General features: G+C 41.5%; 19 protein-coding genes and 2 pseudogenes. 18 read left to right on the top strand and 3 right to left on the bottom strand.

Translation table 11 applies throughout. From position 1 onward, the window contains the following. Position 1: 1 nt before the first annotated feature. The 3 genes from pglX to brxL all read left to right on the top strand — a co-directional run bounded on the left by pglX (position 2) and on the right by brxL (position 8,191). Entirely contained in the window at positions 2–3,478 is a 3,477-nt protein-coding gene (pglX, locus tag AC0DBE_RS14730; protein WP_472962670.1) for a BREX-1 system adenine-specific DNA-methyltransferase PglX, read from the top strand. A 78-nt stretch (positions 3,479–3,556) separates the two neighbouring features. Next, complete coding sequence (pglZ, locus tag AC0DBE_RS14725; RefSeq protein ID WP_472962668.1) at positions 3,557–6,115, top strand: BREX-1 system phosphatase PglZ type A; 2,559 nt, start codon at positions 3,557–3,559, stop codon at positions 6,113–6,115. Between the two features lie 18 nt (positions 6,116–6,133). Further along, positions 6,134–8,191, top strand: coding sequence for a protease Lon-related BREX system protein BrxL (gene brxL, locus AC0DBE_RS14720; protein WP_472962666.1), 2,058 nt, complete (start codon positions 6,134–6,136; stop codon positions 8,189–8,191). A gap of 407 nt (positions 8,192–8,598) precedes the next feature. Here brxL and AC0DBE_RS14715 read toward each other — a convergent pair. From AC0DBE_RS14715 to AC0DBE_RS14705, 3 genes and pseudogenes are all read right to left on the bottom strand, one after another. Then, positions 8,599–8,817: pseudogene (locus AC0DBE_RS14715) on the bottom strand (TIGR01741 family protein); the annotation flags it as partial. An 82-nt stretch (positions 8,818–8,899) separates the two neighbouring features. Next, a complete protein-coding gene (locus AC0DBE_RS14710; RefSeq protein WP_472962664.1) occupies positions 8,900–9,379 on the bottom strand; it encodes an antitoxin YezG family protein in 480 nt (159 codons plus the stop codon). Positions 9,380–9,383: 4 nt separating this feature from the next. Beyond that, positions 9,384–11,393 carry a T7SS effector LXG polymorphic toxin gene (locus AC0DBE_RS14705; protein ID WP_472962662.1) on the bottom strand — a complete coding sequence of 670 codons (2,010 nt, stop codon included), beginning with the start codon at positions 11,391–11,393 and terminating at the stop codon, positions 9,384–9,386. Positions 11,394–11,605: 212 nt separating this feature from the next. Between AC0DBE_RS14705 and AC0DBE_RS14700 the strand changes: the two genes are divergently transcribed. From AC0DBE_RS14700 to yesN, 15 genes and pseudogenes are all read left to right on the top strand, one after another. Further along, positions 11,606–12,628, top strand: coding sequence for a hypothetical protein (locus AC0DBE_RS14700; protein WP_472962660.1), 1,023 nt, complete (start codon positions 11,606–11,608; stop codon positions 12,626–12,628). Positions 12,629–12,771: 143 nt separating this feature from the next. Beyond that, positions 12,772–13,914, top strand: coding sequence for a response regulator aspartate phosphatase RapH (rapH, locus tag AC0DBE_RS14695; protein WP_472962658.1), 1,143 nt, complete (start codon positions 12,772–12,774; stop codon positions 13,912–13,914). Continuing rightward, entirely contained in the window at positions 13,904–14,083 is a 180-nt protein-coding gene (phrH, locus tag AC0DBE_RS14690; RefSeq protein WP_472962656.1) for a phosphatase RapH inhibitor PhrH, read from the top strand. Before rapH ends, phrH begins: the two co-directional genes overlap by 11 nt. Positions 14,084–14,243: 160 nt before the next feature. Beyond that, a complete protein-coding gene (locus AC0DBE_RS14685) occupies positions 14,244–14,963 on the top strand; it encodes a YebC/PmpR family DNA-binding transcriptional regulator (RefSeq protein ID WP_003219465.1) in 720 nt (239 codons plus the stop codon). 135 nt (positions 14,964–15,098) lie between these two features. Next, positions 15,099–15,518 (top strand): spore coat protein, encoded by a 420-nt coding sequence (locus AC0DBE_RS14680; protein WP_472962654.1) that lies wholly within the window; start codon positions 15,099–15,101, stop codon positions 15,516–15,518. Positions 15,519–15,630: 112 nt separating this feature from the next. Next, positions 15,631–16,215: a TetR/AcrR family transcriptional regulator gene (locus tag AC0DBE_RS14675; protein WP_472962652.1), complete on the top strand. Its 585-nt coding sequence runs from the start codon at positions 15,631–15,633 to the stop codon at positions 16,213–16,215. Between the two features lie 77 nt (positions 16,216–16,292). Further along, positions 16,293–16,736 (top strand): nuclear transport factor 2 family protein, encoded by a 444-nt coding sequence (locus tag AC0DBE_RS14670; protein WP_014112951.1) that lies wholly within the window; start codon positions 16,293–16,295, stop codon positions 16,734–16,736. Next, positions 16,733–17,601: pseudogene (locus tag AC0DBE_RS14665) on the top strand (NmrA family NAD(P)-binding protein). The gene AC0DBE_RS14670 and the pseudogene AC0DBE_RS14665 overlap by 4 nt, the downstream one beginning before the upstream one ends. 138 nt (positions 17,602–17,739) lie before the next feature. Then, complete coding sequence (gene cotJA / locus AC0DBE_RS14660; RefSeq protein ID WP_014112953.1) at positions 17,740–17,988, top strand: spore coat-associated protein CotJA; 249 nt, start codon at positions 17,740–17,742, stop codon at positions 17,986–17,988. Then, a complete protein-coding gene (gene cotJB, locus AC0DBE_RS14655; protein WP_041520881.1) occupies positions 17,972–18,235 on the top strand; it encodes a spore coat protein CotJB in 264 nt (87 codons plus the stop codon). Before cotJA ends, cotJB begins: the two co-directional genes overlap by 17 nt. Positions 18,236–18,249: 14 nt before the next feature. Further along, a complete protein-coding gene (gene cotJC, locus AC0DBE_RS14650; RefSeq protein WP_003219494.1) occupies positions 18,250–18,819 on the top strand; it encodes a spore coat protein CotJC in 570 nt (189 codons plus the stop codon). Positions 18,820–18,943: 124 nt separating this feature from the next. Beyond that, positions 18,944–19,486: a GNAT family N-acetyltransferase gene (locus tag AC0DBE_RS14645; protein WP_472962649.1), complete on the top strand. Its 543-nt coding sequence runs from the start codon at positions 18,944–18,946 to the stop codon at positions 19,484–19,486. A gap of 213 nt (positions 19,487–19,699) precedes the next feature. Next, positions 19,700–20,329 carry a YesL family protein gene (locus AC0DBE_RS14640; protein WP_472962647.1) on the top strand — a complete coding sequence of 210 codons (630 nt, stop codon included), beginning with the start codon at positions 19,700–19,702 and terminating at the stop codon, positions 20,327–20,329. Then, positions 20,326–22,059, top strand: a complete 1,734-nt coding sequence (gene yesM, locus AC0DBE_RS14635) for a two-component system sensor histidine kinase YesM (protein ID WP_088679846.1) — start codon at positions 20,326–20,328, stop codon at positions 22,057–22,059. Before AC0DBE_RS14640 ends, yesM begins: the two co-directional genes overlap by 4 nt. Beyond that, on the top strand, positions 22,059–23,165 hold the full coding sequence (gene yesN / locus AC0DBE_RS14630) for a two-component system response regulator YesN (RefSeq protein WP_472962645.1): 1,107 nt from the start codon (positions 22,059–22,061) through the stop codon (positions 23,163–23,165). Before yesM ends, yesN begins: the two co-directional genes overlap by 1 nt. Positions 23,166–23,200 lie beyond the last annotated feature (35 nt).

Genomic DNA, 23,200 nt, shown 5'->3' with positions numbered 1-23,200 from the left:
TATGAATAAATCAGCACTCAAGAGTTTTGCAACGAATGCACGCAGAGAGCTGTTGAAGAAAGTCGAAGCAAAAGCAATGAAGATAGGAATTACAGAAGATAACATAAAAAAAGCGGATATCGAAAGCTCAGATGCCATCTTTATTGATGGCAGACAGCTTTCAAAGGAAGAGAAGGTTCAAAGAGATAGATTGATTGATCGTATTATACAAATAGGATTCAAGCAAGTAATGGAGGAAGTTGCTTATACTTGGTTCAACCGTTTCACTGCCTTACGCTTTATGGAGGTAAATGACTACTTACCAACCAAAGTAAGGGTACTTTCTTCTACTAACACCGGAAGTACAGAACCAGACATGATGAAAGAAGCTCTTTTCTTAGATTTGGATTTGGACAAGGAATATATCTATGAGCTAAAAATGAACAATAACTCAGAGGAATTGTTCAAATATCTAATTATCAAGCATTGTAATGACCTAAACCGTTATATGCCATTCATGTTTGAAACGATTGATGATTATACTGAAATTCTTTTTCCAGAAGGTTTGCTTTCTACCGATTCTTTTATCCGTCAAATGACAAATATAGAATTTATTCTTGAAAGTGATTGGGAAGAAATCGAAATAATTGGTTGGTTGTATCAATATTACAACACAGAAATGAATGAAATTGTCTATGATGGAAGCATGTCCAAGAGTAGGGTACCTAAAGATCTATTACCTGCTGCAACGCAATTATTTACTCCCGATTGGGCTGTTAAATATATGGTTGAAAATTCCCTTGGAAGCCTATGGTTGGAAAGGCATCCAGACAATAACTTAATGGGGACGTGGAAATACTATCTTGAGAGACCTGAAGCAACTCCAAAGGAAAAGAAACAGCGATTATCCCCTGAAGATATTAAGGTTTTTGATCCTTGTATGGGTAGTGGTCATATCCTAGTTTATGCTTTTGAGGTATTAATGCAAATTTACGAGTCATGTGGCTATGTGAAACGTGATGCAGCAAGATTGATTTTGGAAAAAAATCTGTATGGAATAGATATTGACTATAGAGCATATCAACTGGCGTGTTTTGCAGTGGTCATGAAAGCAAGAAAATATAATAGACGCATCTTAACTGAAGGTATTCGACTAAATTTATGCTCAATTGAAGAGAGTAATCAGATTGCAAAATTAGATTTGACCTATTTTAAAAATCATCTGAAGCATGAGGATACTGAAACTGTTAATTACTTGATTAATGTTTTTCAAAATGCTAAAGAGTATGGATCAATTCTCAATGTGGAGGTCAAAGATTATGATTCATTATTAAATTCATTGAGTGAAATAACCAAAAATGGTATTGCCGAGGATTTGTTTCAAAGTCATATATTAAATGAAATTAGTGAACAAATGCCCAAGTTACTAAAGCAAGCTCGCATTATGACACAACAATATGACATTGTTATTACAAACCCACCTTATTTGAACAGTTCAAGAATGAGTCCCTTATTAAATGACTATGTAAAAAAACATTTTCCATATACAAAAACTGATTTGTCGATGGTAATGTATCAAAAGGCCATTGACAGCTATTCTGTTAAAGGTGGATTCATCTCTTACATTACTACGACTTCGTGGATGTTTTTAAAAAGTTTTGAGCAATTGAGGAAAAGGTTGTTAGCAACAGTAGAATTTAGTTCGCTAGTTGATTTTGGTACAGAACTATTTGATGGTAAGGTCGGTCATAATCCTATTGTATCTTGGGTTAATAAAAATTCTACACCAAAAAGTAAGATGGTGGCTATTAGACTGACTGATTATAACTATAGTAAGAAGGATAAAAAAGAGAGTGAGTACTTTGAATTAAAAAATAGGTATTATCCTAATCAAGTCAACTTTTCAAAGATTAGCGGGAGTCCTTTTGCTTATTGGTCAACACCTGATTTGATTTCTATATTTTCAGAGGCAGATGAACTTTCACATTTTGGAATTGCACGACGAGGATTACAAACTGGTAATTCATCTCGTTTTGTAAGAGGTTGGTTTGAAGTCAGTAAAACAAAATTGTTTTTAGATAATTTGTCTTATAACCAACAACTGTCAAAGGATTATAAATGGTTTCTATTTAATAGTGGTGGGAATTATAGAAAATGGTATGGCAATATTGTTGATGTAGTTGATTGGGAAAATGATGGCAAGAATATTAAGTCAACTGGTAAAGCAATTATTCCCTCAGAAGATAAGTACTTTAAGGCTTGTATTAGTTGGAATAAAATATCATCAGGGAAGTTTTCAGTACGATATCAAAGGCAAGGTATAGTTCAAGGGGATGCTAGTCCATTCTTCTATACTGAGGATGAGTCAACTTTAAAATATATACTTGCACTTTTAAATGCCTCAGTTGTAAGGGAAATAATGAAAATATTAAGTCCAACCCTTAATTTCGAAGTTGGAAATATTTCTAAAATCCCGGTTGTGTTTAAAGAAGAGATTCGATCTGAAATAGAACATTTAGTCGATAGTAATATAAAAATTTCTAAAGTTGAATGGGATTCATTTGAATTATCTTGGGATTTTGATAAACATCCGTTAATGAAATTCAAATCTAAAACAATTAAGTCCTCTTTTAAGAAATGGGAGTGTTTTACAGAAAAGCAGTTCAATAAAATTAAAGACAACGAGGAAAAAATAAATCACATTTTTATTGAGCTATACGGATTGCAGGGCATGTTATCACACAAATTGGAAAATAAAGATATAGCAATCCGAAAGTCTGATTTGGAAAGAGATATAAAGAGCTTCATCTCCTATGCAATCGGATGCTCATTTGGTCGTTATTCGCTTGATGAAGATGGTCTTATTTATGCCGGTGGTAAATTTGATTCTGTACAGTATCAAACATTTTTAGCAGATAAAGATAATATACTTCCAATTCTTCGAGAAGCATATTTTGAAGATGATATTGTTTCAAGGTTCATTGACTTTGTTCAAGTAACATTCGGGGAAGAAACACTTTCCGAAAACCTAGACTTTATAGCAGATGTACTTGGTAGAAAGAAAGGTGAAACTGCAAAAGAAACGCTTCGCCGTTACTTCTTAAATGATTTTTACAAAGATCATTTAAAGACTTATAGTAAGCGACCTATCTATTGGTTGTTTACTTCGGGTAAGGAGAAGGCGTTTAATTGTCTTATCTATATGCACCGTTATGATAAAACGACTTTATCTCGTATCCGAACAGATTATTTACATGAATATCAAATTCGGTTGGAGGCTGAAAAGAAAGACTTGCTTAATATCATTGATGGAGATTCCACTGCAAAAGAGATAAGCAATGCAAAAAAAGAACTGAAATCCCTTGATAAGAAAATTGAAGAGCTGAAAGCATACGATGAATTATTACACCATATGGCAGATATGCAAATTGAAATAGATTTAGATGATGGAGTTAAAGTGAATTATGAAAAATTTAAAGGACTCGTAGCAAAAATTTAATTAACTCTAACGGAGATACATCAGTGTTTTGCTGATGTATCTTTGCACTATAATGATAATAGAAGGTAGGTGAAGGAAATGAATATAAATCAAATTGAGGCTGCGTTATCAGATATATTCAATGAGCCATTAAAAGATGGGGAACAACGAAAGATTGTGTTCTGGGTGGATAAAGATAATGAGTTCACTGAGGATATTGGACATCTTACCGTTGATAAAGTAAAGGTTCATACACTTACGGACCGTAACCAGTTTCAAACGAAGTATCTACTTGAAGAAGAAGATCCTGCATCTTCTTACTTGATTTATACAAATATGGAATTGGGTGTGGAAGACAACTGGTTAGCAGATACAGTTTTTTATTCAAAAACATTCTATGCTGATCGAATATCACTTATTCTAAGTGAGTTGAATATAGACCCATCACTTCGAGCGGTAATTAAAAAGTATGAACGTTTCTTTAATAATAAGGAGCGTTTTAGAAAATTTTCAGCATTAAATATAGAAACCTATTCAGAGCAAATCATTGAACTTTCTGTTATGAGTGTTTTATGTAACGTTAGAACACCCGATTTTGAAGAAGTTTTAAAAGCTGTATTAATGGATACTCTGGATGACAATGAGAATAAATACCTTTCCCTTCTGGAGAAGTTTTTTGATATTGAAGTGTTTTGGAATTATGTTTCTAATCACTATGGTTATGAACGGGAGAAGAAGAGTTTAAAAACATTATTTATCCATCTAGTAGTAACGGCATTCAGTCAATCGGTTGGAGAGGAAAACATTAAAGAACTTGAAAACTTCATTTCCAATCGAAATAAAACAAATGCTGTTGTGTTTATTGACCATTGGATGCACCATAAGACTGACTATGTGGTATTTGATGAATATGCGGAAATGGCTGAGCAGGAAATTCAACTTTCAAACATTATTAATCATCTACCTGTTGAGACTTTTAAACAGGCGGATACTTTCCCATATCTCGATCGAGCAATCATTATTTACGTAGCTAATGGATTGGTTACACAACTTGAGGATTATGAAGAATACACAAAACTCATTAAATTGAGAAGATCTAAGCATTACTATGATAGATTTGCTTCCATATATGAGGCACTTTACTATACTGTTAAGATTCATGAGTTTTATAAGGAACATCGTCAAGGTATCCCACAGGGACGGGCAATTGATTTGTATCAAGCATATGTAAATGAATATCATTTAATGGATACATATTACCGTAAGTTTTATGTGGCTTATGATGAGGAAAGTAATCATGATCTATTGAAAAAATTAAAAATGCTGGTAGAAAATCTATATACAAACTGGTACATGGGTGAGTTGAGTTCTCATTGGTCCCAAGCGATTGAGTCTGAAATGACACAGGACTGGTCATTGCCCGGAATAAAAAATCAGCAAGACTTTTACTCTTCATTCATTGATTCTAAAGTTAGAAAAGGGGAACGAGTTTTTGTTATTGTGTCGGATGCGATGCGTTATGAAATAGGTGTTGAGTTGGCTGATCGTCTTAATACCGAGACAATGGGAGTTTGTGATGTGGAAACATTACTCGGTGTTGTGCCTTCAGTTACAAAAATTGGAATGTCATCACTCCTACCACACAATGAAATTGACATAGATACAAATGCTAGGGTATTTGTTGATGGAAAAGATTCCTCTGGTTTGGAAAATCGGAAAAAGATTATTGAATTAAAGGTGGCTGAAAGCATTGCTGTTCATTTTCAAGATGTACTAGCAATGAATAAAGCAGGAAGAAGAGAAACCTTTAAGGGTAAAAAACTCATATACATCTATCACGATACGATTGATGCAATGGGAGATAAGGCTTCAACAGAAGTTTATACATTTAATGCTGTTGAAACTTCATTAAACCAATTGTATAACATAGTTAAAATTATTCGGGATGATTTGAGTGGAACAAATGTGTTTATTACTGCCGATCATGGTTTCCTTTACCAAAGGGATGAATTAGAAGAAAGTGATAAGATTGGACAAGATTCAATTGATAGTATTGAAGTTAAACGTCGCTATATACTTTCAAAGGATCAGCGTGAAGTATCAGGACAATTAGCTATCAACCTGTCATCCATAATAAAAAATGAGCAGCAATTAACAGCATATTTGCCAAAGGCAACACTCAGATACAAAATGCAAGGTTCAGGTATTAATTTTGTTCATGGTGGTGCAAGTCTGCAAGAGATTGTCGTCCCACTCTTATTGTTTAAAAACAAACGGACTGGACAAAAAGGTGCCAAGGTAATTAAAAAAGTTGATATTAAACTTACAAATACAACCCGTAAGATAACAAATAGCATTTTTAATCTTGAATTTTTCCAAACCGAAAAGGTGGAAGACAAGACAACCCCTCGAACAGTTGTCATCTATATGGCTGATGAGGAGGGAATTGTAATATCTAACGAGGAAACGATTATAGGAGATCGCCCCTTTGATAATCCTGCTGATCGAACTTTCAAAATAAGGTTTGTATTAAAGAGCATTCCTTATGATCGAAATAAAACATATTATTTATCCATAAAGGATACTGAGACAGGTGTTCTAGTGGAAAAAATACCATTTAACATCAACTTGGGTATTATTAGCGACTTCGATTTTTAATAGGGAGGTGGACCGTGAGTGAAAGAAAGAGCGAATAAAGGAATAACTGTTGATTTAGATAAAAAGTTGAATGACGTTTTTGCTGGAAGAGTTGTACGTAAAGATTTAACGACCCTTATTAAAGAGGGAGCGAACGTTCCAGTATACGTGCTCGAGTATTTACTAGGGATGTATGCTGCGACTGACGATGAGGACAGTATTCGTGAAGGCCTTGAACGGGTGAAGAAAATTCTATCTGAAAACTTTGTTCGTCCTGATGAGGCGGAAAAGATAAAATCACGCATTCGGGAATATGGCCAATACTCCGTTATTGACAAGGTAACAGTTGCATTAAATCCCAAAATTGATACCTATGAAGCGGAGTTTTCAAACCTTGGTTTAAAAGGTGTTCCCATTTCATCCATGTATGTGAAAGAGTTTGATAAGCTCCTTGTCGGTGGCATATGGTGTATGGTCAAAGTTGATTATTTTTATGATGAAGAGGTTCGAAACTCAAATCCCTTTAATGTTAGTAGCTTACAACCAATTCAAATGCCAAATATGGACATTCAAGAGGTATTTGATGGGAGAAAGAGCTTCACAAAAGATGAATGGATTGATGTCTTAATTCGTTCAGTAGGAATGGAACCAACGCAACTAGAAGAGCGGGTAAAGTGGCATTTGTTACTGCGGTTGGTTCCCCTTGTAGAAAATAATTACAATATGTGTGAACTGGGGCCTCGTGGTACAGGAAAATCTCATGTGTATAAGGAGTTATCACCGAATTCGATTCTCGTCTCGGGTGGACAAACAACCGTAGCAAATCTATTTTATAATATGTCTACAAGAAAAGTAGGTCTTGTCGGGATGTGGGATTGTGTTACTTTTGATGAGGTTGCGGGTATCCGTTTTAAAGATAAAGACGGCATTCAAATTATGAAGGATTACATGGCATCAGGTTCTTTTGCTAGAGGTAAAGAAGAAAAGAATGCTTCTGCTTCCATGGTATTTGTCGGCAATATAAATCAAAGTGTGGACACACTAATTAAAACATCACACTTGTTTGCACCATTCCCTGAAGAAATGGCAAATGATTCGGCATTCTTTGATCGGATGCACTATTACCTTCCTGGTTGGGAGATTCCGAAAATGCGACCTGACATTATCACTGAAAAATATGGATTTATTGTTGATTATCTTGCAGAATTTTTTCGTGAAATGCGTAAACGTACATTAAGTGATGCAATTAATCGCTATTTCAAGCTAGGTAATAATTTGAACCAGCGTGATACGAATGCGGTAAAGAGAACTGTTTCTGGAATGTTGAAGCTCCTTTATCCACATGGAGATTTTACAAAAGAAGAATTAAGTGAGGTACTGGAGTATGCACTTGAGGGCCGTCGACGTGTTAAGGAACAGTTAAAGAAAATTGGTGGAATGGAGTTTTATGATGTGATGTTCTCTTATATTGATAAGGAAACGTTAGAGGAACATTACGTATCAGTCCCAGAACAAGGTGGAGGCAAACTGATTCCAGAAGGTATAGGCAAACCAGGACATGTTTACGTTGCTGGACATAGCCATTCTGGAATGATTGGCATTTATAAGCTCGAAAATCAAGTTGTTAGTGGAACCGGTAAATTTGATAAATCAGGTGTTGGTTCAAACCGTGATGCAAAGGAAAGCCTTGATACAGCATTTCGTTTCTTTACGGCTAATAATAAAAGTATTAGTAATACGATTAGTACCAAAACAAAAGACTATCTCATGCACATAAGTGATCTGCAAGGAATTGGCCTAACGAATGAGTTAGCGATTGCTGAATTAATTGGTCTTTGCTCAGGAGCGTTGGGAAAGCCAACGCAGGAGAGTTTAGTCGTTATTGGTAATATGACAGTCGGGGGCACTATTTCCAAAGTTGAGGGATTTGCAAATACTTTACAAGTATGTGTAGATGCTGGGGCCAAGAAAGTGTTAATACCTGCAGCATCGGTTATGGACTTGCAGACAGTTCCACCAGATTTATTGGTAAAAGTGCAGCCAGTTTTTTATTCTGATCCGATAGATGCGGTATTTAAGGCTTTAGGTGTAAGCTAGATTAAAGAAATAACATAAAAACAAGGAATTCTGTTTGGAGTTCCTTGTTTTAATATTGGGTAATATTTAAATATTTGGAAAACATTCAATTTCGTTTCTTCTGTAAAGAAGCTGGGCACAAAGGAAATAGATATTAACTTTGACAAAACCGCCAACTCTATCAAATATTTCTGCTCTTCTATAGTAAGATCCATAGACCTAGCTGCAGCAAGGTGCTTCAAACATTAGGAGATAGGGTTGGCGATAAGGACTATAATCAATTTTTTTTGGCGTATTCAATACTTAAATGTATAAAAAATTTTTATTCTAGACGCTTTTTATAGGAATTCAAAGCAATTATTTGAACTTTTTGAGGATAGAGTCAACATAAAAATAATAATGATCAGGTTTACATTAAGGATCTCCCTTAAAGTTTTGAAGATATCTTTACTTACGTTGTATTGGGCAGGTATATCTTGTGAATAAATAAGTTGATGTTTTTCTGGTGTCTTGAAGTGAAAGAGGCCCATGGTAGAGTCATCTAATACTTCTGCATAAAGATAAATTATTGTCCATTCACAAGGTATGATGTCATTTAATTTCTCACTAATAATCTGGTACAAATCTTGCAATTTTTTAGTTTCCAATCTTTTCACCTCAGTCGTCGAAGAAATCCTAGTTATAAAAAATAGCCCAGCAGTGAAGAGCTGAATTATTTTTGATCATTGCTTATTCTTCTTCCGAATTGAGATAGCGTTCCAAGAACTCCCTGTTTTTCTTACCTGTAGGAACCAAACCTAAATTGTTATATTCCCAAACAACTTGACGTTGAGTACCGTTTAGTTCTGATGCAATAACATCATCATAATCATAGTCAATTGAAAACTTTCCGGTATGCTCTAGCTTGAGTGTAAGGTTAGTCCACACACCTGAGTTATTCGCTTTCCATTCATCCCTTAGTTCATCAAATAAATCTTGTAGTTCGATTAACAAGTCATCATAAATTTGTTCACTTACTTGATAATGTTCCGGAATGTCATGCGAATAAATGAACTCTTCACTATTTTTTGTATTAAAGAAAAAGTATACTTCTCTAGAATCGTCTAAAATCTCTGCGTATAGAGCAACTTTATTCCATTCTGCTGGAATCATTTCATTAATTTGTTCTGCTATTTTTTGATATAATTGGCCCATTTTTTCTGTCTCCATAATATCAACCTCCTGCTTGGTTTCTTATTGTCATATTTTTATATCTGCCATCACCAACTTTATACTTTACTTTAAATAAAGTTGGTCTCATTGAATCGCCTTGATAAACATTTTCTATTTGCACACTAACTGTTTCGGGAGGTTCTTCTTTAAGTGCCTTTGCCCATTCTTGCTCCATTTCATACCATTTCCCACCGCTCCTATTAATCTGAGAATTCATCGGCACGATATTGTCGAACTGGCCTGAGCCTTTGAATTGGGTGGCGATTAAATGGCCTCCGTCATCGTCAGGCTTTCGGTCTTGGGGCTTTCCAGCATTCGACTGTGCATATTGGTTTCGTTTGGCTTCTCCTAGCTGCAAGTCTGCTTTGACACTTGTAATTCTACCATAATTGTCAGTCGTGTACGTGTAGCCTTCTTTTGTTTTATAAACGACATTTGGCTTCAGCACTTTCTTTCTGCTCCATCTTGCGTAGTGTTCGCCGTATTTGACGGTTACCGGCGGTACAACTGGCGCTGGAGTTCGTCTTCCGCTTGATGACGTTCCGTATGGTTTCGGAAGGATGACCTTGGCGAATTTTTGCAGTCCCTCTTTAAGTGTGACACCGTTGACTGCGTTGTAAGGAACGCCTGCCGGCACCACATCGTGACGGGGATGATAGGGGAGAATATCCGCAAGTGTGAGATCTCCGATTTGATTTAATTTGGTTTTGACGTGTTTTTTTGATACTTCTATGCCTGTGTTTATTTTTTGTTTGATGTGATCAACGGTTTGTTTTGAGACCGTGATGGCTTTTTGAACTTTTGCTGATTTGCTTGCTGCTGTTTTGACTTTGGTTGTCACTTTGGCGGCTGTGCCAGTTTTTGAGACGGCTCCTACGCCTTTTGTGCCGACAACTGATGTGACAACAGTGCCCACTGCATATGAGACCCATCTTGCTCTTGAGTAGGTGTCACCATTCACCATGTCTTTTTCGTATGATTCTTCGATTGCCGCTGAAATGGCTTCATACGTTTTGATCGGGTGAGCCACCGCTCCTGTAATCGCTTCAACGGTTCCGCCCGGATCTGTGACCATATCCCACAGGCCTACTACCGCGTCTTTCCCGGAATCATAAAGGCCGACGGCAACCCCTTTGAAGCCTGCTTCAAGCTCACGCGTGTTTTCAATTTGGGTGAAGTATCTCTGTTGTTCTGCTGTCAGATTTTCATAGCCGATCGTTTTTGCCATTGAGTAAAATTCATCGGCATCCGCATAATCGTAGTTTTTCAGTCTTTCTTTCAGTTTTTCAATCTCACGTTCCTTCGCTTCCTCTTTCTTAATCTTTAAGTAAGCATCCGTCCGCTTTTCAATTTTGCCTTTTTTCTTATGTATGTCACTCTCACGGTACGCCTTGGCGTTGTAGTGGATGGGTGTGGCGTTTTTGCCTTTGCCTGTTGCTTCTTGGAGCTTTTGGAAGTCGGACTTGATGAATTGTTCGTTTGGTTCTGACAGGGCATATTCTGTCTTCAGGTCTTCGTCCAGAGCGTCCAATTTTTCCAGTGTTTTTTTGCGTTTGTCGTTGGCATCGGCCAGCTCGTCTTTGAAGGTTTCTGTTGAAAACAGGTCGAGCGGGAGGATGTCGTTGATATCGTGCAGGATGTCTTTCATCGCTTTTTTCTGTTCGGACATGATGGACTTCGATTTTTTATGGGCGTTTGCCAGTTCGTGCTCCAGGAAGGATTCTTCGATGTATGCGTCTGAGAGGCCTTTGTCTTCGGCGGCTCCGGCGATGCTGTTGAAAAATGCGATTTTCATGTCAATATAGTCGATCCATTGGTCGGTGACGCCGACGTGGTCGTGATAGAAGGCTTTGATGTTGCTGGCGCCTTTTCCTGAGAATTCGCTGTCACTGAGATCAGCGACGCTTTTTAAGGCTTTTCTTAAATTGACCATTTGCGTTCTTAGTTCTTTATACTCTTTCGAGCGGTCTGTCGCTTCAGAAAGCAGTGTTTTCGCTTCAAATACTTTCATGACCATTTCCCTTCTTTTGTTCGCTCAATATCAAAATTTTACCACGGGGCGGGATCAGGATGGGGGTGAGAACGTGTTTCGATGGAAAAATGAGTCATTTGGCATGTGTCTTTATTCATGGAGGGATTGGTAGAAACATGGTCGAAATGATATTAACTGATAAACATTTTTTGGAAGTTCGTATTCTATATTGTTTTTTAAGGAGCATGTTTATGAAGAAAAAACGGATTACATTTGGTTTATTAGGGTTAATGGTATGCATCATACTGTTTGCTCTGTATTGTCAGATACACAATAAAGACAATATCCCTGTCAGAACTTCCGCCATCGTCCCCGAAGAAGACCGCATCTTTTTTATCTACTCCAATCCTTTCATAAAAGAAAGCACGCTGCTTTCGACCTCAACAGGCGAAAGATTTAACAGGCGCACCTTCAAGGTGGCGGATGTGCCTTACATTCAAACGAAATCTTACACAGCAACTGACATTGTATTATTAGCGGAGCATGAGCCTTTTTATTACACGCTGGAGAAGGATGTGATCAAAGAGCATCCGCTGTCAGATCCATTTGCGTTTTGGTATGAGGGGAAGGATGTCTCTGTTAAGGCATATAACGTTGATACGACGGGGAATGACATACACATAAATGACAGAAAAACAAAAAAGAAATATCGGTTCACCTTGCCTTCGCTTGTCACGATGGGGTCGAGTGACGCGAATTATATTTATGTCATTCAAGGCATGGCTATTTACGTGATCGACAGAAACACAGAGGAAATCATTGAGACACTAAGTTTAGCCTCGTATGGGGATAAATTCACAGACTCAGCCGATTTTATTGTCGCGAGCTCGCAGCACGAACTGACTGTGATTGAAAAAGGGACATGGAAAACGACATATATTCCGTATCCTGATGATCTTGAATACGCTGATACCGTGTACTATGACAAAGAAAGCGGCAGTTTTTACGTTACGTATGAAGACAAAGAGGGTGAAGCGAACTTGCTGGAATATGGGAAGGATTTTTCTTTTCATACATACGGCTTGAAATTCCCTTATATGGAGGCAAAGTTTAAGGGGAATCAACTTTATGTTGTTGCTCAGGAAGAGCATAAAAAGGGCATCGGCGGGTACGTGGGTGTGTTTGATATCCATTCTAAGGAGATGCTTTATCAGTTTGATTTGCCTGAGGAACAAGTGAAGGTTCAGGATTTTGTTGTGGTTGACATTAAGTGAGATATGGCCCCTTGCATAAAAGGTCCTTTTTTGCCGAGAAAAACAAATTGACAGGATGAAAAAACAATTTCTTCCTTCTGTGTTGTTTTCAAAATTTGGGATTGATAGAATATGACATATCTTATAGAGAGGGAGGGAAGCCGTTGAGTCAAGCCATACCGTCTTCGCGTGTTGGTGTTAAGATTAATGAATGGTACAAGATGATTCGCCAGTTCAGTGTTCCGGATGCTGAGGTTTTGAAAGCGGAGGTGGAGCAGGACATTCAGCAGATGGAAGAAGACCAGGATTTACTGATCTATTATTCTCTCATGTGTTTTCGGCACCAGCTGATGCTGGATTATTTGGAGCCGGGACAAACATACGGAAATCGCCCTACAGTGACAGAGCTTTTGGAAACAATTGAAACTCCTCAGAAAAAACTCACAGGCCTTTTGAAATACTACTCTTTGTTTTTCCGCGGCATGTATGAATTTGATCAGAAAGAATATGTGGAAGCAATCGGGTTTTATCGCGAGGCGGAGAAAGAACTGCCGTTTCTGTCAGATGAAATTGAGAAAGCGGAATTCCATTTTAAAGTGGCAGAGGCGTATTACCATATGAAGCAAACCCATGTGTCGATGCATCATATCCTTCAGGCCTTAGACATTTATCATAGGCATCCCCTATACAGCGTTAGAACAATCCAAAGCTTGTTTGTGATCGCCGGCAACTATGATGATTTCAAGCATTATGATAGAGCCCTCCCGCATTTAGAAACGGCGCTGGAGTTGGCAATGGATATTCAAAACGACCGATTTATCGCTATTTCTCTATTGAACATCGCGAACAGCTATGACAGATCAGGAGACGATCAGATGGCTGTAGAACATTTCCAAAAAGCGGCGAAAGTAAGCAGAGAGAAAGTCCCTGATTTGCTTCCGAAAGTCTTGTTTGGATTAAGCTGGACATTATGTAAAGCAGGCCAAACACAGAAGGCGTTTCAGTTCATAGAGGAAGGATTAGAACGTATTACAACCTATCCAAAAGCGGGGCCCCACAAATTTTATAAAGAATTGTATCTGTTCTTGCAGGCAGTTTACAAAGAGGTTGTTGACGAACGCAAAATTCATGATCTTTTAAGCTATTTCGAAAAAAAGAACCTGCACGCTTACATTGAAGCATGTGCCCGAAGTGCTGCGGCTGTTTTTGAAAACCGCTGTCATTTTGAACATGCTGCTGCGTTTTATCGGAAAGTGCTGAAAGCGCAAGAAGATATTCAAAAAGGAGAGTGTTTATATGCTTATTAAGAAAAAAGTGATGATGTGCCTTGCTGTTACTCTAGTTTTCGGTAGCATTTCGTTTCCTTTCTTGACACAGTCTGGCGGATTTAAGGAATCAACAGATCGAAATACAACGAATATTGATCATTCCCCTCATCATCTCATGAGTGATCAGGAGAAGAAAGCCCTTAGCTAGGGCTTTTTTCTTGTTTTACGGAAAACGGTTGGCCTTTAATACCTCGGCATTCCTTCTATTTCTAACGCAAGACACTCGAAACAACCAAACCATTTGAGGTATAATGGATAAAGTGAATAACAATATACAGATTGATATATATGAAAGAGAGTGGAGCATCATGGGCCGTAAGTGGAACAATATTAAAGAGAAGAAGGCGTCTAAAGACGCAAATACGAGTCGGATTTATGCGAAGTTTGGCCGTGAGATTTATGTGGCGGCGAAGCAGGGCGAGCCTGATCCGGAATCCAACCAGGCGCTGAAGGTTGTGCTTGAGCGTGCGAAGACTTACAGCGTGCCGAAAAACATCATTGAACGTGCGATTGAGAAGGCGAAGGGCGGAGCAGAAGAGAACTACGATGAGCTTCGCTATGAGGGCTTCGGTCCGAACGGATCAATGATCATCGTTGATGCGCTGACGAATAATGTAAACCGTACGGCGCCGGAAGTGCGTGCGGCGTTTGGGAAAAACGGCGGAAACATGGGTGTGAGCGGATCTGTTGCTTACATGTTTGATGCGACAGCTGTTATCGGTGTTGATGGCAAAACTGCTGACGAAGCGCTTGAAATCCTGATGGAAGCGGATGTCGATGTTCGTGACATTTTAGAAGAGGATGACAGTGTGATCGTATATGCCGAGCCGGATCAATTCCATGCGGTGCAGGAGGCATTTAAAAACGCGGGCGTTGAGGAATTTACAGTAGCCGAGCTGACCATGCTTGCACAAAGTGAAGTGACGCTTCCGGATGATGCGAAGGAACAGTTTGAAAAATTGATTGATGCGTTAGAGGATTTAGAAGATGTTCAGCAGGTGTACCATAACGTAGATCTTGGTGAATAAAAAAGGAGCAGACTGTCATGGTCTGCTTTTTTTATTATCCATGAAATTGTTTTATCTGTGTTTAGGCGGATGTCTATACGATCTGTGAGGCCTTCTCATACGCTGGACTGTAACCTATGTGAAGGAGAGATTGGAATGACTGATTCAAGACACATCTGCTGCGGACCTGGTTTTGGCGCTTACCCAGGCTATGGTGCAGGCAGTTCGGGATTCGGCATGTACGGAGGCGCAGGCTATCCGGGCCATGGCATGTACACAGGGATGGGCTATCCAGGTTATGGAGGTTCAGGCTATCCTGGATATGGCATGTCTGGTGGATTCGGCGGCGGCTTCCCAGGCGGCTATGGAGGCTATCCGAGCTCAATGAGTTATCCAAGCTACGGAATGCACCACGTTAATGATAGCCATCACCATCACTATCATGATGAAAATGGCGGACACCATGATCACCACCATCATGATGGAAATTATGGGCATCATCATCACCACCATGATGGAAACTACGGGCACCATCACCACCAAATGGGGCACTGGGGAAAAGACGGCCATAAATAAAAGGCGTGGAAGAACGGGCACTCTTGCTGATCAAGGGTGTTTTTTCTTCTTCCTTTTTCTTGACTGTTCAGTCTGGAAAAGGTAATATCTTCTTGTAGGAGGTGATATTCGTTTGGGAAGGAATAAAGAATTCGATACTGCACTTGTCCTGCATAGAGCGATAGAGGTTTTCGGAGAGTATGGCTACGAAGGCACTTCTCTTCAGGAGCTGCTCTCTCATTTAGGCATTGCGCGCCAAAGTTTGTATGATACGTATGGAACAAAGCGAGATTTGTTTCTGTCAGCTGTGAAGACATATCTTGAGGGGAAAAACGCTGCGGTTATCGAAAGACTTGAGGCGCCTGGATCTGTAAAGGAAGCCATTCGTGATATTTTTCAGGAAGGTGTCAATGCCCTCAAAGATCCGGAACGTGCGAAGGCGTGTTACATCATAAACAGCGCGATTGAGCAGATCCCGCATGATCCTGAGCTTGCCTCGTATTTTGAGGGACAATCAAAGCAGCTTGAGGACGCTTTTTATCAGGCGCTTTTAAGAGCGAAGGATCAAGGAGAATTGACTGGCGAAGATACTGATATATCGGCGCTTGCCCGATACTTGAATCAGAGCAGGCTGTCTCTGACGTTTGTCGCTAAAGTGACGGCTGATATGGACCGGCTTCAGGACCATGTTGACGTAAGTTTATCGGTACTTGATTAACATGTGGTAAAGGATTCTTTGCCCATGTATGCCCTTTTCGGACTGAATGGTCTATAATGAAAATGAGGTGATAATGAATGCTGATGAATGAATTTGAAAAGGCATGTGAAACATTGAGAAAGTTTATGGCGTATATGCTAGAGAAGGACATGAAGAGCTGGACGGAGCTTTGGGATGAGAATGCCGTGTTTGAGTTTCCTTATGCGCCAGAGGGGTCACCAAAAAGAATAGAAGGAAAGGCGGCCATTTACGATTATATTAAAGATTATCCTAAGCAGATTTATCTTTCTTCGTTTACGGCTCCGACAGTGTACCGCTCAGCAGATACGAATACGATGATTGCGGAGTTTCAATGTGACGGCCATGTGATTAAGACTGGGCTGCCTTATCGTCAAAGCTATATCAGTGTCATCGAAACGAGAGACGGCCGCATTGTGCATTATAAGGATTACTGGAATCCGCTGGTTGTAAAAGAGGCGTTTGGAGGATCATTTTTGCAAACAGAGGAGAGTGGAAGATGATGAAACAGCAGCCGATTTTAATCACGGGCGGGACCGGCACAACGGGGAGCCGAATCGCCAGCCGTTTAATAGAGCTCGGGTACAGGGTGCGGATTGCCAGCCGGAAAAAGGGCGAGCTTGCTGATGCTGAGTATGTGTATTTTGATTGGAAGGATGCCTCCAGTTTTACGTCTGCTCTGGAACAGGTAAAACAGATCTATCTTGTTGCTCCGGTCGGTGTGTTTGACCCGGCGCCTTATGTGCTCCCGTTTCTACAGGAGGCAAAGCGGCTCGGTGCGGAGCGTGTGGTGATGCTTAGTGCGTCGGTTGTCCCTGAAGATGGCCCTGTGTTTGGTGCGCTTCATCAGGCTGTGCGCGATTTTCCTGAATGGGCGGTGCTGCGGCCTTCATACTTTATGCAAAATTTCATCAATGTCCAGCATCGAATGTCTATTCAAACTGAGGGGAACATCATCACGGCTTCGGGTGAGGGAAAGCTAGGGTTCATCGACGCTAATGACATCGCAGAAACGGCCGTGCGTGCTTTGATAGATGATGTTCCTCATCAAACACATCATATTCTGACAGGACCTGAGGCGTTGAGCTATGCCGAAGCGGCGGAGATCATCGGAGCTGCGGCGGGACGGCGGGTGGAGCATGTCAGCATTTCTCGTTCCGAGCTGCATAATCGGATGGAGGCAGCTGGTTTGCCGGCGGATTATGCCCGTTTTATGGCGGGGCTGGATGAAGCGATCCGCCATGGTGCGGAACATCGGGTAACGGATACAGTGAAGCGTGTGACGGGAAAAGAACCCCGTTCGCTGACTGAGTTTGCGGCTGCTCATGCTGCATACTGGAAACATTGATCTCATTTTGGACTGATTGATCTAGAAAGACCTTCGGCTCTGCCGAAGGTCTTCTTTTTATCGATTGAATTGAAAAAGTTTAGCGCATTTTCAGTCATAATCACGCCTCCTGCCTCATACCTATTAAGGTCATTGTTTTTGAGAAAGGAGGAGCCTGAATGAAGGATATGCAGCCGTTTACGCCTGTCAAATCATATACGCCCTTTCACAGCCGTTTTGATCCCTGTCCGCCCATAGGGAAGAAATATTACAGAACGCCCCCTAACCTTTATATGACCTTTCAGCCTGAGCATATGGAGCAGTTTTCGCCAATGGAGGCTTTGAGGAAAGGCACCCTTTGGAAGGATCTCTATGATTTTTATGAAAACCCTTATCGAGGGGGAGACGTACATGGCAAAAAAGATTGATGCCGAATACTACCGTCAGCTTGAGCAAATTCAGGCCGCGGATTTTGTGCTTGTTGAGTTGAGCCTTTATTTAAATACACATCCTCATGATGAAGACGCGCTGAAGCAATTCAATCAATATTCCGGCTATTCAAGGCACTTAAAAAGGCAATTCGAATCCTCTTACGGACCGCTTTTGCAGTACGGCAACAGCCCCGCGGGTGAGGATTGGGATTGGGGAAAAGGGCCATGGCCGTGGCAAGTATAAGGAGGAATGCTTGAATGTGGGTGTATGAAAAGAAGCTGCAATACCCTGTCAAGGTCAGTACGTGCAACCCGACGCTGGCGAAGTATTTGATTGAGCAGTATGGCGGAGCGGACGGCGAGCTGGCCGCAGCTCTCCGGTATTTAAACCAGCGTTATACGATTCCTGATAAGGTCATCGGCCTTTTAACAGACATCGGCACGGAGGAGTTTGCCCATTTGGAAATGATTGCGACCATGGTCTATAAGCTGACAAAAGACGCCACACCGGAGCAGCTTCGTGAAGCGGGGCTTGGAGATCATTACGCCAATCACGATGGCGCGCTTTTTTATCACAACGCGGCGGGCGTTCCGTTTACTGCGAGCTATATCCAGGCGAAGGGTGACCCGATTGCCGATTTATACGAAGACATTGCTGCAGAAGAAAAGGCGCGGGCGACGTATCAATGGCTGATTGATATTTCGGATGATCCTGATTTAAACGATTCCCTGCGTTTTTTGCGTGAACGTGAAATTGTACACTCCATGCGCTTCAGGGAAGCGGTTGAAATTTTAAAAGAAGAGCGGGATAAAAAGAAGATTTTCTAATGGGCAGATTGGCCTCTCTTTCATACACCCTTTTACATACAGAGAAAATGGTCTGTTTTTGCTGTTTGGTCTGCATTATAATCAAGGTGTGTGTGCAAGCTTACTTTTTGATTGGGAGGCCTTTATGTCAGCTTTTAAGATTAAGAACGAAACGATTGCAGATGGATTTTACGCGTGTCCGGCTGTCTATGAGGATGCAGAATCGATTACTGGATTGCTCGTCCGAACAGCTGAATGGCTCCGGGATCGGGGTTCTAACCAATGGAGCGGACTGTTGGAAGGGCAAGATACACATGATATCACAGGTTCCATTGAAAATGGACATGTGTTTGTGTTTAAAAAAGACGAAGAGCTTGCGGCTGTCGTGATGTTGCTGCCTGAACCGAGCGAGTGGGACCGGACGCTTTGGGGAGACGATGGGCATGAGGAGTCCATTTATTTGCACCGCCTCGCAGTAAGCCGCCGGTTTGCGGGACAGGGGCTTGGAGCACGCGTCCTTCATTGGGCGGAGACGGGCATATACTTTCGGGGAAAAACACGGATCCGGCTTGATTGTGTCGCTGATAACGATGCCTTGCATTCCTTTTATCGGCGTATGGGATATGAATTCATGGGTGCAGATGCATCCGGGTATCATTTGTTTGAGAAAGAGATTTCGGCAGAATAAGCGTCCTTTGCAGGAGGCTTTTTTGTCTTGTACAAAAAGGAGGATAGAGCTGTGGTCATTTTTTATGTAATAGGCCGGATACGTTACAGAAAAAGTTAAGGACGTCTGCTGCCTCTAATCATGTCGAAATTTACATAGGACGGCAGGAATTTTCTTTCGAAAGGAGAAATACTTATTACTCTAAATGAAAGCGTTTTCCGAAGCGGGAAGGTGATGTTGATGATACACAGTGTGACGAATGGGATGAATCGCTTTTGTACGTGGGTGATGAGACTGGCCTATTTGAATGTGCTTTGGATTTTGTTTTCTCTTGCAGGTCTGGTTGTGTTTGGGGTGATGCCTGCTACTGCCGCGATGTTTTCAGTGACGAGAGAATGGGCGAAGGGGAACACGGATGCCCCAGTGTTTTCTGTCTTTTTTCGGGCGTTTAAAAGGGAATGGCGGGCAGCACAGATCCTCGGGCTCATTCTTGTGACGGCCGGCCTGTTTTTGTTTGCGGATATGCGGATTGCGGCTCAGATGAATCAGCCTGTGCTCGTCAATGTGTTCCTGAGCATCAGCTTGATTTTCGCATTTGTTGTGCTGTATGTGTTTCCGGTGTTTTCTCATTTTGACGTGAAAATCAGAGAAGTGCTGAGCATCAGCTTTTTGATCGCCTTCAGCCGTCCGGCGGTGACGCTCATGATGGCGGCGGGCGCTGTCGGTGCGCTGTTTCTCGTGTTGTTTCACGTCACGTTTCTGCTGTTTTTCAGCGGGAGTTTACTGAGCCTGATCTTAACGAAGCTATCCTTTAAAGCGTTTCGGTCAATGGATCAGCGTCAGGAGAAAGAAAAGGCGGCATGAAAAAAAGAGCTGCTGGCTGGTACAGGCGGATGAAGATTAGGGATAAGCTGTTTGTGTTCCTTTCACTGATTATGGCTGTTTCCTTTTTGTTTGTATACAGCGGGGTGCAGTACGCCTTTCATGTGTATGATGAGCAAATTTACCGCAAATCCTCGGAGGTACTGCGGATGTCTTCTGAAAGGATCGAAGACGAGCTGAAGAAGATAGAGGAGGTGTCATATGAAATCATTACAGACGAACAGATTCAGCGCATTCTGAGCATGCAAAACCGTGATGATACATACGATCAGTATCAAATGAAGCAGGAGCTGTGGGATCAGCTGGCGGAATATGCCGGTGATGAAAAGTACATCGATTCCATTCATTTGATTGATGCCCGCGGCTCAGAGTATTCAGCGGGAAGCAGTTCTTCAGATCTTTTGAAGCAGGAGCAGGAAGAGGTGTTTAAACGGGCCAAAGCGAAAAATGGAAGAAATCTTTGGATGACGCTCGGCGGTTCCGATCCTGTCCTGATTTCAGCGCGGCAGATCAGATCCTATCACCAGCTGAGCTTGAACGGCTTGGGCATGGTGCTGATCCAAGTCAATGTGAAACAGATGATTCGTGATGTGCCGAAGGATTGGGGCGATTCGGTCGGAGACATCATGATTGCCGACCAAGGCGGGAATTTGGTGTATTCGGCAGATGCATCAGTGCTTGTTCCTGAGGCGGCAAATGAGACGCTAAAGCACCCCGGTTATGACTTGATAAAAAAGAATGGCAAACGTTACTTTATTTCTTTCCTTCAATCATCCTATCAAAATTGGAGCTACTATAACGTCATCCCCTTTGATCAGATGTTCGAAAAAATTTCCTTTATGAAAACGGTGATCGGCACGTGTTTTCTTCTGTTTTTCTGTGTGGTTTTGCTTTTCGGAAGGAAAATCGCCAACAGTATCACGGAGCCGATCGAGCAGCTTGTGTCCGCGATGAAATCGGTGCAGGACGGCGGCATTGAGGCGGGCGTATCGCTTTCTCTGCCGGAACATACACAGGATGAGGCTGGCATGCTGAACCGCCATTTTACTGTCATGATGAAACGGATTAACGAGCTTATGGAAGAAAATGTGGAAAAACAGCTCATCATTAAAGAAACCGAATTGAAGGCACTGCAAGCCCAGATCAACCCGCATTTTTTATATAACACGCTCGAATCCATCAATTGGCTGGCAAAGGCGAATCAGCAAAAGCAAATCTCAAAAATGGTGGAATCGCTCGGTTTTCTTCTACGAAACAGTATTCATATGAAGAAAGATATAGTGACCATTCAGGAGGAGGCGGATATCGTTCTTCACTATATGACCATTCAGCGGTTTCGATTTGAAGAGCGCCTGAACTTCACTTTGGATATCGACGAAGAAGTGAAGCATTGCCTCATTCCGAAACTGACGCTCCAGCCGCTGGCGGAAAATGCGATTCAATACGCGCTTGAGCCCTTCACAAGGCCGTGCGCCATCCGCCTTCAGGCGAAAAAGATGAAGGACTGTGTCTGTATTACGGTCGAAGATAACGGGCCCGGCATGGATGAACGGATGCTTGAAACATCGGGCGGTAGAGGAATCGGACTTTGGAATATTCGTGAACGCATCCGGCTGACATTCGGAGAGCCGTACGGCTTGCGTATTCAGAGTGAGCAAGGAAAGGGAACGAGGATTGTGATCACTATACCGTGCCGAAATGAGGTGGCGTGATGTATAAGATATTGCTAGCTGATGATGAGAGGATTATTCTTGACGGAATGGCAGGAATCATTGAGTGGGAGGCGCTTGGAACTTCATTAATTGGCAAGGCGCAGAACGGGAATGAAGCGTACGAGAAGATCTTACATAGGCAGCCGCATATTGTCATTACAGATATCAAAATGCCCGGCATGGACGGGCTTGAGCTGATCAAAAAGGTGTCAGCCGTGAGTCCGTCGGTTCAATTTATCGTCCTGTCCGGGTTTGGGGAGTTTGAGTACGCGAAGGAAGCAATGAAATACGGAGTCAAGCATTATTTGCTGAAGCCCTGCAATGAACAGCAGATTATCAGTTCACTGGAGGAAATCATTGCCGAACTGAAGCAGCATGAGGTGCGGAAAAAGAAAACCGCTCATCTGAAACATGAGCTCGATCATATTCGTTCTTTTGCTGCCGATCAGTACTTGGAGGGGGTGATCGCCGGTGTGGCCCAGTTGTCTCCGCCGCCTTCACTTGCCGAAAAAAAGGTCCGCCTCTTGATTTTAAAAGGGGAACAATCTTTTGATGCCGCGGCTAGAGAAGCGCTCGGTTCGGCGCTGACAGCGGTTTGCAGCAGCGGAGAATGGACCGTGCTCGCCGTGGAGGAAAATGCCGCTGAAAAGGCGGCGGACGTTTTCGCGGACCGCCAGATGGCAATCAGTCAGGCGGGAGAACTCCGGCACGCTGGGCAGCTGTTTCGCGACACAGCCGAAGAATCTGGTGACCTGCACGGAAGCGCAGTGATTTCGAAAATGATCAGGCTTGTTGCCGACGAACTCGGAAATCCGAATCTCTCCTTAAAATGGGCGGCGAAGGATATGCTGTTTATGAATCCTGATTATCTCGGGAAATTATTTAAACAGGAAACAGGAGAGAAATTTTCCCAATACGTTACACGAGTACGTCTTGAGCATGCGATGAAGCAGATGAAAATAAGGCGGGACGCGAGTGTATCAGAAATTGCAGAAGAAATTGGGTTTGGCGATAATCCGAAGTATTTCAGTCTCGTCTTTAAAAAATATACCGGTCTGACACCGTCAGATTTCAGAAGAAAACAGGGAGGCGCTTCCGCAGGATAGCCATCTCTGTTTTTTTTACTTTCGCCACTGTTTTT

The sequence above is a fragment of the Bacillus sp. VA15 genome, assembly GCF_055721145.1.
The sequence above is the reverse complement of the archived record's forward strand: the minus strand, read 5'-3'. Positions and strand labels throughout refer to the sequence as shown.

What these genes read in the sequence shown, in the direction of transcription:
- pglX (WP_472962670.1), top strand. Translation starts at nt 2, where the DNA reads ATGAATAAATCAGCACTCAAGAGTTTTGCAACGAATGCACGCAGAGAG.
- pglZ (WP_472962668.1), top strand. Translation starts at nt 3,557, where the DNA reads ATGAATATAAATCAAATTGAGGCTGCGTTATCAGATATATTCAATGAG.
- AC0DBE_RS14710 (WP_472962664.1), bottom strand. Translation starts at nt 9,379, where the DNA reads ATGGAGACAGAAAAAATGGGCCAATTATATCAAAAAATAGCAGAACAA.
- AC0DBE_RS14705 (WP_472962662.1), bottom strand. Translation starts at nt 11,393, where the DNA reads ATGAAAGTATTTGAAGCGAAAACACTGCTTTCTGAAGCGACAGACCGC.
- AC0DBE_RS14700 (WP_472962660.1), top strand. Translation starts at nt 11,606, where the DNA reads ATGAAGAAAAAACGGATTACATTTGGTTTATTAGGGTTAATGGTATGC.
- phrH (WP_472962656.1), top strand. Translation starts at nt 13,904, where the DNA reads ATGCTTATTAAGAAAAAAGTGATGATGTGCCTTGCTGTTACTCTAGTT.
- AC0DBE_RS14685 (WP_003219465.1), top strand. Translation starts at nt 14,244, where the DNA reads ATGGGCCGTAAGTGGAACAATATTAAAGAGAAGAAGGCGTCTAAAGAC.
- AC0DBE_RS14680 (WP_472962654.1), top strand. Translation starts at nt 15,099, where the DNA reads ATGACTGATTCAAGACACATCTGCTGCGGACCTGGTTTTGGCGCTTAC.
- AC0DBE_RS14670 (WP_014112951.1), top strand. Translation starts at nt 16,293, where the DNA reads ATGCTGATGAATGAATTTGAAAAGGCATGTGAAACATTGAGAAAGTTT.
- cotJA (WP_014112953.1), top strand. Translation starts at nt 17,740, where the DNA reads ATGAAGGATATGCAGCCGTTTACGCCTGTCAAATCATATACGCCCTTT.
- cotJB (WP_041520881.1), top strand. Translation starts at nt 17,972, where the DNA reads ATGGCAAAAAAGATTGATGCCGAATACTACCGTCAGCTTGAGCAAATT.
- cotJC (WP_003219494.1), top strand. Translation starts at nt 18,250, where the DNA reads ATGTGGGTGTATGAAAAGAAGCTGCAATACCCTGTCAAGGTCAGTACG.
- AC0DBE_RS14645 (WP_472962649.1), top strand. Translation starts at nt 18,944, where the DNA reads ATGTCAGCTTTTAAGATTAAGAACGAAACGATTGCAGATGGATTTTAC.
- AC0DBE_RS14640 (WP_472962647.1), top strand. Translation starts at nt 19,700, where the DNA reads ATGTTGATGATACACAGTGTGACGAATGGGATGAATCGCTTTTGTACG.
- yesM (WP_088679846.1), top strand. Translation starts at nt 20,326, where the DNA reads ATGAAAAAAAGAGCTGCTGGCTGGTACAGGCGGATGAAGATTAGGGAT.
- yesN (WP_472962645.1), top strand. Translation starts at nt 22,059, where the DNA reads ATGTATAAGATATTGCTAGCTGATGATGAGAGGATTATTCTTGACGGA.